Annotated in this window: 10 protein-coding genes; 7 read left to right on the plus strand and 3 right to left on the minus strand. The window is 35.0% G+C overall.

The window, feature by feature from the left end; genetic code table 11:
* Positions 1-30: 30 nt before the first annotated feature.
* The 7 genes from ACFQ0I_RS07925 (at position 31) to aldA (ending at position 10284) form a co-directional block, all read left to right on the plus strand.
* Complete coding sequence (locus tag ACFQ0I_RS07925) at positions 31-1161, plus strand: DUF4861 family protein (RefSeq protein ID WP_379941020.1); 1131 nt, start codon at positions 31-33, stop codon at positions 1159-1161.
* 186 nt (positions 1162-1347) lie between these two features.
* Entirely contained in the window at positions 1348-3453 is a 2106-nt protein-coding gene (locus tag ACFQ0I_RS07930; protein ID WP_379941022.1) for a bifunctional aldolase/short-chain dehydrogenase, read from the plus strand.
* A gap of 101 nt (positions 3454-3554) precedes the next feature.
* Positions 3555-4835: a sugar isomerase gene (locus tag ACFQ0I_RS07935; protein WP_379941023.1), complete on the plus strand. Its 1281-nt coding sequence runs from the start codon at positions 3555-3557 to the stop codon at positions 4833-4835.
* A 9-nt stretch (positions 4836-4844) separates the two neighbouring features.
* The gene (locus ACFQ0I_RS07940) at positions 4845-6215 is read left to right on the plus strand and encodes an FGGY-family carbohydrate kinase (protein ID WP_379941025.1); all 1371 of its coding nucleotides are present in this window, start codon (positions 4845-4847) and stop codon (positions 6213-6215) included.
* Positions 6216-6282: 67 nt separating this feature from the next.
* Entirely contained in the window at positions 6283-7572 is a 1290-nt protein-coding gene (locus tag ACFQ0I_RS07945) for a class II aldolase/adducin family protein (RefSeq protein WP_379941027.1), read from the plus strand.
* Positions 7573-7641: 69 nt separating this feature from the next.
* On the plus strand, positions 7642-8796 hold the full coding sequence (locus ACFQ0I_RS07950) for an iron-containing alcohol dehydrogenase (RefSeq protein WP_379941029.1): 1155 nt from the start codon (positions 7642-7644) through the stop codon (positions 8794-8796).
* 48 nt (positions 8797-8844) lie between these two features.
* Positions 8845-10284: an aldehyde dehydrogenase gene (aldA, locus tag ACFQ0I_RS07955; protein ID WP_379941031.1), complete on the plus strand. Its 1440-nt coding sequence runs from the start codon at positions 8845-8847 to the stop codon at positions 10282-10284.
* A gap of 76 nt (positions 10285-10360) precedes the next feature.
* Here aldA and ACFQ0I_RS07960 read toward each other — a convergent pair whose 3' ends face one another.
* The 3 genes from ACFQ0I_RS07960 to ACFQ0I_RS07970 are packed head-to-tail and all read right to left on the minus strand — an operon-like array spanning position 10361 to position 13048.
* Positions 10361-10966: a LutC/YkgG family protein gene (locus ACFQ0I_RS07960; protein ID WP_379941033.1), complete on the minus strand. Its 606-nt coding sequence runs from the start codon at positions 10964-10966 to the stop codon at positions 10361-10363.
* Positions 10932-12299: a lactate utilization protein B gene (locus tag ACFQ0I_RS07965; RefSeq protein ID WP_379941035.1), complete on the minus strand. Its 1368-nt coding sequence runs from the start codon at positions 12297-12299 to the stop codon at positions 10932-10934. The genes ACFQ0I_RS07960 and ACFQ0I_RS07965 overlap by 35 nt, the downstream gene beginning before the upstream one ends.
* A gap of 2 nt (positions 12300-12301) precedes the next feature.
* On the minus strand, positions 12302-13048 hold the full coding sequence (locus ACFQ0I_RS07970) for a (Fe-S)-binding protein (protein ID WP_379941037.1): 747 nt from the start codon (positions 13046-13048) through the stop codon (positions 12302-12304).
* Positions 13049-13852: the final 804 nt, after the last annotated feature.

The following is a 13852-nucleotide window of genomic DNA, read 5'->3' on the forward strand; positions in this document are numbered from 1 at the left end:
TTCATTTTAGTAAAATATTAGGTCATAATAATGAAAAAAATATTATCAATTATCGTCATGTTAGTTTTGGTAACAGCATGTAAATCTCAAAAAAATCAGTTTGTATCAATAAAAAACAACAACGATTTAAATTATGCAGATAAAATAATCTCGCTATCATATACCAAAATAAAAAGAGCACATCCTTGGATAACCAATAATGCTTTCAAAATTATTAATTCTAAAACGCTTCAGGAAGTACCATATCAATTGGAATATTTAGGTAATGAAAACCCTCAAAACGTATTGATTCAATTGTCGGTCAACAATAACGAAAAAATAAAATTAGCATTTCTCAAAGAGAAACCTACCGAAGTACCTCCAAAAACTTATGGACGATTTGTGCCTGAACGAGCCGACGATTTTGCTTGGGAAAATGATAAAATCGCCTTTCGTACCTATGGTAAAGCCTTAGAGCTTACACCTAAACAAAATGCTTACGGAATTGACGTTTGGGTAAAACGAACAGATAGAATGGTTATTAACGAGCGTTACGCAAGAGGGAAATATCATGAGGATCATGGCGATGGGATGGATTATTATCACGTTGGTTATACCTTAGGCGCAGGAAATTGTGCCCCTTTTGTAAAAGACAGTCTTTGGTATTCTAAAAATTATTCGAGGCATGAAATTTTAGATAATGGACCACTACGAACAACATTTAGATTGTATTTTGATACTTGGAAGGTTGATGGCCATATGGTTAATGCAACAAAAACCATTAGTTTAGATGCTGGTTCTCAATTGAATAAAATTGAAGTGAGCTATAATTCAGAAACTATTAAAAACTTACCAATAGTAATTGGTGTTATTAAAAGAGATGAGGTAGGTTTGGAGTTGTTTGATACTAAAAATGGCATCTTAGGATATTGGGAACCAACGTTTGAGAAATATGGTACAACGGGTGTTGGTGTCGTTTTTCCATTACAAGTAGATGACATGAAGCTGCGTAAAGACCAATATTTAGCACATTTAAACGTGCCAACAAATAAAACATTCACCTATTATACTGGGGCGGCATGGGATAGAGCGGGTGTTTTTACAACATCTAATGATTGGTTTAAATATTTAGAGAATTATAAAAAGCAATTGAACGCTGAAGAATTTAAGATTTCTTATTAGTGCCAAATAAAATATTAAAAGTTTTAAATTTCTAATAAACAAGGATATATATGTTTCCAAAAACATATATACGAATGGGGAAGAATATTCTAAGAGTTGGTATATAATTCTTAAGTTTCAGTACAGTACAGGATAGATAGCTTCTTTTCTTCCATTATTTTTGAGAACATAATTATAAAATTTCACATGAATACACTCGAAAAAAAATTTAGTTACGTAGATTATCTTTGGGATGATAAAAAAGCTAATGCGTTAGGAGATGACCAAGTGGCCTTGTTTTTATATCGTTCAAATATTTTAGGAGCCGATTTAAGGATCACTAATTACGGAGGTGGAAATACCAGTTGTAAAACCATAGAGAAAGATCCATTAACAAATGAAGAGGTTGAAGTTATGTGGGTAAAAGGATCTGGTGGTGATATAGGGACTTTAACACGTTCTGGTATTGCTGGTTTGTATACAGATAGACTTCGCAACTTAAAAAATGTTTACGGAGGTTTAAGTGATGAAGACCGAATGGTCGGACTTTTTAATCATTGTATTTATGATTTAGATAGTAAAGCACCTTCTATTGATACACCGCTTCATGGATTATTACCTTTTGCACATATAGACCACCTACATCCAGATGCTTTAATTGCTGTTGCTGCTGCAAAAGACAGTGAAAAAGTTACCAAAGAAATCTGGGGCGATACTATGGGATGGGTGCCTTGGCAACGTCCTGGGTTCGATTTAGGACTTCAATTAGAAAAATGTTTAAACGACAATCCTGGAATTAGAGGAATTGTTTTAGGTAGCCACGGGCTGTTTACATGGGGCGATACATCATACGAGTGTTATATGAATAGTTTAGAAGTTATTGAAATGGCTTCTGAATATATTAACAAAAAAATAAAAGAAAAAGGGTCTGTTTTTGGTGGACAAAAAATGGAGAGTCTTCCAAAAGAAGAACGCCTTGAGAAAGCAGCACAGTTAATGCCTTTACTAAGAGGGTTATGTTCTTCAGAAAACAGAATGATTGGTCATTTTTCTGATAACGATGTGGTTTTAGAATTTATAAATAGTCATGATCTTGCAAGATTGGCGCCGTTAGGTACTTCTTGTCCAGACCATTTCTTACGTACAAAAATCCAGCCATTAGTACTTAGTTTAAATAAAAACGAAAATTTAGAAGATACCAAAGCTGTTTTAGCCAAGTTAGAACCTGCTTTCGAACAATATAGAAAAGAATACGCCGATTATTACAATACCTGTAAAAAAGCCAATAGTCCTGCGATGCGCGATCCAAATCCTGTTATTATTATTTATCCGGGAGTTGGTATGTTTAGCTTTTCAAAAGACAAGCAAACCACACGTGTAGCAAGTGAATTCTACATAAACGCCATAAACGTTATGCGAGGCGCCGAGGCTATTACAGAATATACCTCTTTGCCACGTCAAGAAGCTTTCGATATTGAATATTGGTTATTAGAAGAAGCCAAGTTACAGCGCATGCCAAAAGAAAAGCCATTATCTCGAAAAGTAGCTTTAGTTACTGGTGCTGGTGGTGGTATTGGTAAAGCGATATGCGATAAATTAGCTGCTGAAGGAGCCGTAGTTGTTTTAACCGATATTAACGAAGAAAGCCTTATTGAAGCGAATGCAACTTATAAGCGTGATGTTTCAACCTATGCCGTATGCGATGTGACGAATACCGACTCTATTGCGGCTGCTTACAAAAAAGCCTGTTTAGAATTTGGCGGGGTTGATATTGTTGTACACAGTGCTGGTTTGGCAATTTCTAAAGCATTAGAAGATACCACCGATAAAGACTGGAATATTTTACAAAACATATTGGTGAAAGGGCAATTCGACCTTGCAAAGCAATTCTCTGCCATTACACGTAAGCAAAACTTAGGAGGTGATTATATCTCTATTGCTAGTAAAAATGGTTTAGTTGCTGGTCCTAATAACGTGGCTTATGGAACAGCCAAAGCGGCACAACAACACATGGTTCGCTTATTGGCGGCAGAATTAGCCAAAGATAAAGTTAGGGTGAATACCGTAAACCCTGATGGGGTTATTGTTGGTAGCAAAATTTGGGAAGGCGCTTGGGCCGAAGGTAGAGCTAAAGCAAATGGTATTACAGTTGAAGAGTTACCGGCTTTTTATGCCAAACGTAATTTGTTAAACGAAATAATTACACCGGCAGATATTGCCAACGGCGTTTTTACTTTAGTTGGAATTCTCGATAAATCTACTGGAAACATTATTAATGTTGATGGTGGAATGGCTAACGCATTTGTTAGATAAATAGAAATTATAATTAGTTTAGTTGTTTAGTTAAGAAAAAGAAACCTTCCATATTTAAAATAAAAATGGAAGTTTCTTTTCTTTTTAAATACATATATCACATGAAAATAGAACAAAATAACATTCAGGAGGTAAATAGTAAAACACTTAAATCTCACAACGAACAGTTTGATTTTTTATCAAATAGTTTAACAAGCAAAGGCTTAAATGTAAAAGACTTAGTAAAAAAACTACAAGACTTTCAAGTAGCAGTACCAAGTTGGGCATTGGGCGCCGGAGGCACACGTTTCGGGCGTTTTTCATTTTATGGCGAACCTTCTAGCTTAGAACAAAAAATTCAAGATATAGGGGTAATTCACTCTTTAACTCAAACGGCAGGAGCAGTATCATTACACATTCCGTGGGATATTCCAAGCGATTACAATGCTATTAAAGATATCGCCAGCGGTTTAAACATTAAGTTCGATGCTGTTAACTCTAATACGTTTCAAGATCAAAAAAACGCGAAAGAAAGTTATAAATATGGCTCATTAAGCAATATTAATAAAGCGGTACGCGACCAGGCCATTCAGCATAACTTAGACGTAATTAATATTGGAGACAAACTAGGTTCTAAAAGTTTAACGGTTTGGTTGGCAGACGGATCTTGCTTTCCTGGTCAAAACAACTTTCAAACGGCACTTCAAAATACCGAAAATAGCTTAAAAGAAATCTACAAAGGCTTACCTAACGATTGGAGTATGCTTATTGAATATAAGCCTTACGAGCCGAACTTTTACAGTACGGTAATTCAAGATTGGGGTACATCGTTTATGCTTGCGAATGCTTGCGGCGATAAAGCTTATACCTTGGTAGATTTAGGGCATCATTTACCTAATAGCAATATCGAGCAAATTGTTTCAATCTTAATGCTAAAAGGAAAATTAGGTGGTTTCCATTTTAACGATAGCAAATATGGCGACGACGATTTAACCGTTGGAAGCATCAAACCATATGCCTTATTCTTAATTTTTAACGAATTGGTTTACGGCATACAAAATAACCCACAAAATCCAGATTTAGCGTGGATGATTGATGCGAGCCACAATGTTAAAGATCCGTTAGAAGATTTAATTCAGTCGCTTGAAGCCATTCAAGAAGCTTATGCAAAAGCATTATTAGTCGATCAAAATGCGCTTAAAATAGCACAACAAGAAAATGATGTAGTAAAATGTCAAGAAATCTTGCAGGATGCCTATAGAACAGATGTACGTCCGTTGTTAGCTAAGGCGCGATTAGACATTGGTGGTGCTTTAAATCCAATTCAAGCTTATCGCGATTTAGGAGTTCGAAATCAGTTAATAAAAGAAAGAGGTAAACATACTGTGTCAACAGGATTATAATTATTTGAAATGATAGATGTAACGGCTGTTTTTGATATTGGAAAAACGAACAAAAAATTCTTTTTGTTTGATAATGATTTTAAAGAAGTTTATAAAGAATACATCCTTTTTGATGAAATTAAGGATGAAGATGGACATCCCACCGAAAATTTAAAGGCGCTTCAAGATTGGTTAAAACGTGTTTTTGAGAATATTCTTAAAGCTTCGGAATTTAACGTGAAAGCCATAAATTTTTCAACCTATGGGGCTAGCTTTGTTCATTTAGATGAAAACGGTGACGTATTAACGCCACTTTATAACTACACAAAACCATTAGACGAAACCATTGTTACTTCGTTCCTCGAAAAATATGGGCCTAAAGATGCCTTCTTGAAAAAAACAGGCTGTGGCGATTTAAATATGTTAAACTCTGGCATGCAATTATATTGGTTAAAATATAGCAAGCCAGAGGTTTATAGCAAAATAAAATACTCCTTACACCTGCCACAATATTTGAGCTATATTTTTTCAGGTGTGCCATTAAGCGAATTTACGAGTATAGGTTGCCATACCGCCCTTTGGGATTATAGTAAAAAAGATTACCACGAATGGGTTTATAAAGAAGGTATTAATAAAATATTACCAACTATTGTGTCTACCGAAACCAGTATTAACATGAATTACAATGGCAAACGCATCAAAATTGGCGTTGGTATTCATGATAGTTCTGCGGCCTTATTGCCTTATGTTAGAAGTATTAAAAAGAAATTTATTTTAGTTTCTACCGGTACTTGGAGTATCACTTTTAATCCGTTTACAGAGCATCCAATTTCTGAAGATTCAAAAGAAATAGACTCTATAAACTACATGCGTATTAACGGTAAAGCAGTAAAAGCATCAAGTTTGTTTTTAGGTAACGAGTATAAAATTCAAGTAAGTAAACTAGATAAGCATTTTGGAGTTCCGGACGATTATCATAGAAAAGTAAAATTTGATTACGATACGTATTTTGAAATTAATAAAGATTTCAAACATATGTTTAAATGGGAAAGCGTTGTTGACGAGTCGATGCCTGGTATGACTAAAATACCTTATGAAACCTATGAACAGGCCTACCATCAATTAATGATGGAACTGGTTGGTTTGCAAATTAAAAGCATCAATAAAGCCATTGGTAACGATGATATTAAGCATATCTATGTTGATGGTGGTTTTAGTAATAATGACCTTTACATAAAGCTGTTATCTCATTATTTTAATGATAAAAAATTAAAAACAACCGATGCTTCACTTGGATCGGCATTAGGTGCTGCAATTTCTATATCAGATAAAAAACTCAATTCAAAATTCTTGAAAAAGAATTATTCACTAAAAAAACATAAACCTTTTATTTCAAGATAAGGTAAAAATATTAACCATTAGATTCTCTGTATTAAGAGAATTCAATCAGCCATTAAAACCTATAACAATGTCAAAAAAAATTAATTTAGAACATCCTAGAGATCAAATCACCAAAATAATAAGTAGAATTTATCAAAGAGGAATGACAACCACATCAGGTGGTAATATTTCAATTATAGATGAGCAAGGTGATATTTGGGTAACACCTTCGGCAATAGATAAAGGCTCACTTAGAGCTTCCGATATTATTTGTGTAAAAAAAGACGGAACTATTATTGGAAAACATAAACCGTCATCTGAGTTTCCTTTTCATAAAGCTATTTACGAAGCACGCCCAGATATTAAATCGGTTATTCATGCGCATCCGCCTGCATTAGTGTCTTTTAGTATTGTAAGGCAAATTCCTAACACGAATATTATCTCACAAGCAAAACATGTTTGTGGACCAATTGGTTATGCAGAATATAGATTGCCAGGTAGTGAAGATTTAGGTGATGTTATTGCAGATGAATTTAAAAAAGGATATAAAGCGATTATCATGGAAAACCATGGAACCGTTTTAGGAGGTAGTGATTTAACGGATGCTTTCGAGCGTTTTGAGGCATTAGAGTTTTGCGCACGTACCATTTTGTATGGATCGCAAATAGGAACTCCAAATTATTTAACCGATGCGCAAACTGAAGAGTTTGAAGCGCAAGCTACAAGCGTTTTACCAGAAATGAAAGTCACTGAGTATCCTTCAGATGAGGTTGAGAAACGTGCAGAAATCTGCAAGATTGTTAAACGTTCTTGCCAGCAGGGTTTAATGATAGGCTCTTATGGAACAGTATCTATGAGATGGAAAGATAACGACTTTCTTATTACCCCAACTGGAATTAATCGTTGGGATTTAGAACTCGATGATGTGGTTCAAATTAAAGATGGGCATCGCGAAGCAGGTAAAAAGCCGAGTAGAGCAACCTGGATACATCAAGAAATTTATAAAAACAATCCAAAAATAAACTCTATTATCATGACGCAATCGCCTTATTTAATGGCGTTTGGGGTGACTAATAGCTATTTAAATGTGCGTACAATTCCAGAGAGTTGGATCTTCTTGCAAGATATACATGCCGTTAAATATGGCACTCATTTTAAGCACAATAATAACTCAGATATTGTTGAAAATTGCGCGACAGCCCTGATTATTGAAAACGATTCGGTTATTATTACTGGCGATAAATTACTGCAAACTTTCGACTATTTAGAAGTAGCCGAGTTTAGTGCTAAATCGATTGTTTTAGGTCATTCATTAGGTGAAATGGTGCCAATTAATGACGAACAAGTAGAAGATTTAAGAATAAAGTTCTTAACATAAAATTGTTTATCCAACGAAAAAATAAGAGTGCTTTAGGTGCTGCTATATTAATTTAAGATTTAAAAAATAATGTTACAAAGTAGAAGGATTTATTTGCCCCCATTAAGTTTAATTGGTCCGGGAGCATTAAATGATTTGGGTGAAGAATTAAAAGAACTCCCATATAAAAAAGCACTTTTTGTTACCGATAAAATATTAGTAAAAATTGGTGTTGCTAACAAAGTACTGGAAGTTTTAAAAGCTTCAGGGATAGAAGTTGTAGTATTTGATAATGTTCAACCAAATCCTACAGTTGAAAATGTAAATGAAGGATTGAAATTATTAAAGGACAATTCATGCGATTTAATTTTAACCCTTGGAGGCGGTTCTCCTCAAGATTGTGGTAAGGCTATAGGTATTTTAGCAACTAATGGAGGCAATATTGAGGATTATGAAGGAATTCATAAATCTAAAAATAAATCGTTACCAATTATAGCAATTAATACTACTGCAGGTACAGCAAGTGAAGTAACTATAAATTATGTTATTACAGATGTTAAGCGTCATATTAAAATGGTGATGGTTGACAAAAATTGTTTAGTATCTATTGCAGTTAATGATCCCGAGTTAATGTTAGGAAAACCTGCCGATTTAACAGCGGCCACAGGAATGGATGCCTTAACACATGCTATTGAAACATATGTAACTAAAGGGGCGTTTGGCTGGTCTGATGCTTTAGCTTTAGAAGCTATAAAATTGATTTCAAGCAGTTTGGAACAAGCTGTGACAGATGGTTCAGATATAGAAGCCAGAAGTAAAATGGCTTGGGGGCAATTCATTGCTGGTCAGGCATTTTCAAATGCTGGTTTAGGATTTGTTCATTCAATGGCTCATCAGTTAGGGGGTATGTACGATTTACCACATGGAGTAGCGAATGCCATATTGTTGCCTCATGTTGAAAAGTTTAATATACCAGCTTGTGCTCCTAAACTTAAAAAAGTAGCGCGAGCAATGGGTGTTGGAGTTTTAGATATGAGTGATATAGAAGGTGCAAACGCAGCCATTGAAGCCATAAAAAAATTGTCTAGGTCAGTTGGAATACCTTCTGGGTTAAGAGAATTAGGAGTCAAAGAAGAAGATTTCGAAATCATGGCGCAAAATGCGCTTGAAGACGTTTGTACTGGCGGAAACCCTAGGGAAGTTACTATTGAAGACACCATTGAGCTTTACCGATCAGCTTTATAGATGATTTAAGCATAAAATTTTTGACATAAACTAATAAGAGATTAAAAAATGAAACATTACAAGCAGTATATTAACGGACAATTTGTTGACTCAAAAGCTACATCAGTTATTGAAGTTCTAAACCCTTGTACCGAAGAAGTAATTAGTACCATTTCATCGGGTACCGTAGAAGATGCAAATAATGCTTTAGAAGCTGCTAAAAAGGCTCAACCGGCTTGGGAAGCATTACCAGCTATACAGCGGGCAAGTTTTTTACATAAAATGGCTGATGTTATTAGAGAAAATCGAATATTTTTAGCCGAAACATTATCAAGAGAGCAAGCAAAAGTTATTGGTTTAGCGCAAGTTGAAATAGATGTTACTGCCGATTATTTTGATTATAATGCAGGTTGGGCACGTAGAATTGAAGGTGAGATTATCCAAAGCGATCGCGAAAAGGAGCATATATATTTACACAAAGTTCCCATTGGAGTTGCTGTTGGAATCTGTCCTTGGAATTTCCCGTTTTTCGTAATGGCTCGTAAGGTGGCTGCTTCTTTAATAACTGGAAACACTTGTGTTATAAAACCGAGTTCTGAAGCACCAAATACCATCATGGAATTTGCCGATTTTATTCAAAAAATTGGTTTGCCTGCAGGGGTTTTAAATTTTGTATGTGGTGCCGGTAGAACGGTTGGAAATGCGCTTTCTAAAAGCCCAATTACAGGAATTATAAGTTTAACAGGAAGTGTTTCTGCGGGTCAACAAATTATTAGTGCCGCAGCCGAAAATATTACCAAAGTATCATTAGAATTAGGAGGAAAAGCACCGGCTATAGTTTGTGCCGATGCTAATTTAGATTTAGCGTTAAATTCGATTGTAGCTTCAAAAGTTATTTTTAGTGGTCAGGTTTGTAATTGTGCCGAAAGAGTATATGTGGAGGATAGCATTTACGATGAATTTGTTGATAAACTAACGAAAAAAATGAGTGAAGTTACGATTGATGACGCCTTAACAGGAGTTAATGCAGACATGAGTAGTTTGGTTTCCCAATCTCAAATAGATAAAATCTCTGAAATGGTTGAATTTGCTAAAAAAGAAGGCGCCGAAGTTTTAGTAGGAGGTAAGAGACATGAACGATTTGATAAAGGGTATTTTTATGAGCCTACCGTAATTACAAATTGTAAGCAGAGCAGTAAAATTATTCAGGAAGAGGTTTTCGGACCAGTATTACCAGTAATGAAGTTTAGTACGCTAGATGAGGCTATAGCCTTATCGAATGACACCGAATTTGGTTTAACATCGTCTATTTTCTCTGAAAACTTTAATAACATTATGCGAGCTACTAATGGATTGCATTTTGGAGAAACCTATGTAAACAGAGAACATTTTGAAGCCATTCAAGGATTTCATGCCGGTTGGAAAAAATCTGGAATAGGTGGTGCCGATGGTAAACACGGTATGGAAGAGTATTTACATACTAAAGTTGTGTATGCTAAGTATTATTAGTGCTATCATTAATTATGGAAACAAAAAACTCAGCAATATTTTGCTGAGTTTTTTGTTTCAAATTAATTGTAGGTGGTTAAATCAAAAATACGGTTAAACTCATAGCACCGTGTGCTCCAACAACCAAACATTGTTCAATATCTGCCGTTTTTGATGGACCCGAAATGAAAACACCAAAATCTCTTTCTCTTTGGCTTATTATTTTATAAGCTTGGTGCATATGCAAACAAAGACTGTCTTTTTTAAGAATAATAACCAAATCGTTTGTAATAAATGGTAGTACGCGTACAATACTATTGCTAGCGGTAACCCATATGGCGCCATTTTCAGCAATACCTAATTCGCCTTCAAGAATAGCCAAATCGATATCTTCAAGAGTATGCGGGTCAATATCTTTTGAAATGGATACTGTACCAACAGTCGTACTATTAGAGGTGGAAACGATGCGTTTTGCATTAGTGTAAATGCTTTTTATTTCAGAATCTATATCCTTTGCTTTAATCTCTTTAATAGATCCTCCTACTAAGGCGACATTTTTTATAAACGTTTCCTTTAAGTCGATAGTTTCTTCAAAAACAGTTTCGTTAATTTCAGGAACTGGAATTAAATTAGGTTTGTTTTTTTTAATCGCTTGTAAAATAGCTTCTCTACCCATTTTTATTTCTTTTTTTATACCATTCATCAAAATTCTCATTTTTTACTTCAGGTAAATCTCTGGCCTTACCCCAAGCGTTAAGTTTATTGTAAATCATAAATTTAGGTAAGTATTTTAAAGCTGCTCGTGCCGATTTTCCTGAAAAACTATACAATTTCGGGCTTGATAAAACCTTGCCAGCAATCTTTAAAATAGATTTTTTCACTAATGGTTGTTTCTCTTCCTTAACAATAATTTGTCGCCATTTATAAAGTTGTTCATGTATGTTTATTTTTACTGGGCATACATTGGAACACGACCCACATAATGTAGAGGCAAATGGTAAGGAACTATGTTTTTTCAAGTCTTTACCGGGTGATAAAATAGAACCAATTGGCCCTGGTATGGTATAATCATAACTATGGCCGCCGCTTCTTCGGTAAATAGGACAGGTGTTCATGCAAGCCCCACAACGAATACAATGCAGTGATGCTCTAAAATCTTCTCTACTTAATTGTTCTGTTCTACCATTATCAACAATAACAATGTGTAATTCTTTGCCTTCGTCTGGCTTGTTAAAATGCGAAGAGTAAGTTGTAATGGGTTGTCCGGTAGCGCTTCTTGCCAATAATCTTAAAAATACACCTAAATGTTTTTCTTGTGGAATAATTTTTTCAATTCCCATACAGGCAATATGAACCTTTGCTAAGTGCACACCCATGTCGGCATTCCCTTCATTGGTGCAAACAACAAAACCACCAGTATCTGCTATGGCAAAATTAACGCCAGTTATAGCAGCATCTGCACCTATAAACTTTTCTCTTAAATGTTTTCTTGCTTCACCGACTAAGTATTCTGGGTTCCCTTGACTTGGTATTGTTCCTAAATGTTCTTGGAACAAAATATCAACCTCCTCTTTTGTTTTATGTATGGCAGGAAGTACGATGTGGCTTGGTGGCTCTTCAGCCAATTGTACAATGCGCTCTCCCAAATCTGTGTCAATTACTTCAATACCTCTTTCCTCTAAATAAGGGTTTAAATGACATTCTTCAGTAAGCATCGATTTGCTTTTAACCACTTTTTTGGCGTTGTGTTGGCTAAGAATGGTATTTACAATGTTGTTATGTTCTTCGGCATTGGAAGCCCAATGTACCTGAACTCCATTTTTTTTTGCATTTGATTCAAACTGTATTAAATAGTCATCGAGATTCGACAAAACGTTGGCCTTAATACCTGAACCTAATTCTCTTAAATATTCCCAACCTTGAACTTTATGAGCTGAAGCATCTCTTTTTTCGCGTACATACCACAACGCTTTATCATGCCAGTTTACCTTAGCTTCATCTTTATTGAATATTTCTGCTTTTTGCGAATGGTTCATATCTATATCGTACTATTTAAAATTTCAGCTATATGCATTACTTTTAATGGCTGTTTGTTTCTATTTATCAAGCCTTCCAAATGCATCAAACAAGAATGATCTGCACCAGTAATAACTTCCACTTCACTATTTAAATGATCTTGAATTCGGTCTTTTCCCATCTTTACAGAAATGGCTTCTTCAAACACTGAAAAAGTACCTCCAAACCCGCAACATTCATCTTTTCGTGTTAATGTCATGAGTTTAAGTCCTGCTACCTTGTTTAACAAATCTTCTTCTGTAGAAAAATGCGCGCCCATAACTTCCGAACAGGAGCCTAGTTTAAGACCTCTTAACCCATGGCAACTTTTATGTAAGCCCACTTTGTAGGGGAATGATGCTCCAACATCGGTTCTTTTCAATATTTTTACTATAAATTCGCATAGTTCATAAGCATTGTTTCTAACTTTTATTACCTCGGGTGTTTGCTCTAGAATATCGAAATGGTGCTTTACGTGATATATACAACTCCCCGAAGGGCCCACGATATAATCATATGCTTTGAAATTTTCAACAAATAACTGGCATGCACCTTTAGAATCGTCTTCATAACCCGAATTGCCTAAAGGCTGACCACAACATGTTTGACCCTGCGGGTAATACACATCAACACCTAATTTCTCTAATAATTCTAATGTGGCAATGCCAACCTGAGGGTATAATTGATTTATATAGCAAGGGATGAATAAACCTACTTTTAACTTTTTCATATAAGTAATAAAAATCTAAAATTAGGATAAAAGTAATTTACTATTTTGATTATACTGTCCTGCTCTGACTTGAATACGTTTAATTAGTTGAATAGTTTTGCTTTTCTAATGAGATATAATTTGTAATGACCTTTTAAAATAATATTTAGGAATCAAACTTGTTTTGTAATTCAAAACAAGAGTTATTTAGATTCACAAATTAATATTTCTAAAATGGGAGAAAAACATATATAAGTTTAATTACATTCTTTGCAAGGGGAAGTGTAGTAAAACATACGATATAGAATAAGAGTAATTTTAATTCACATGTTAAGACATAGTACCCAAAGAAACGCTTAATAGTATAAAATTTCGGGCTATTTCATTGCAGCACATTCCCCTACATGCCGCGAAGGGCTTCATTCCGGGAAAAGAGCTTCTTTAAAAGTCTTTGACACAACCCCAAAGTTTTATATTTCCATTTCATTTCTTCCTGCCGATGAAGGCAGGTACGCTCCGTTCCCAAAACAAAACTTTGAAATAGCGTCCGCTTAATAGGAAAATGTATTTGCGTTTTGTTCCGCTTCCTATGCTTTTGTATTTCACAAGGAATTTAGGTTCACATCCTGATCCAACACCGCTATACCCTTTTTTGACAGTAAAAAAACAACATTCAGCTTGTTGAAAGAAGGAGAGTTTATCGCCTTTGAAGATAGTGAGGACAAAAGATGAATTGCCAACTAAGGCAATGATATATTCTGAAGAATTTTCAGAGGGTGTCTAACCCGGAGGTCGGTTTTTGGAGTTAACTAGGGAAATTAAACC

The organism is Mariniflexile aquimaris, assembly GCF_042676825.1.
GTDB lineage: Bacteria > Bacteroidota > Bacteroidia > Flavobacteriales > Flavobacteriaceae > Mariniflexile > Mariniflexile aquimaris.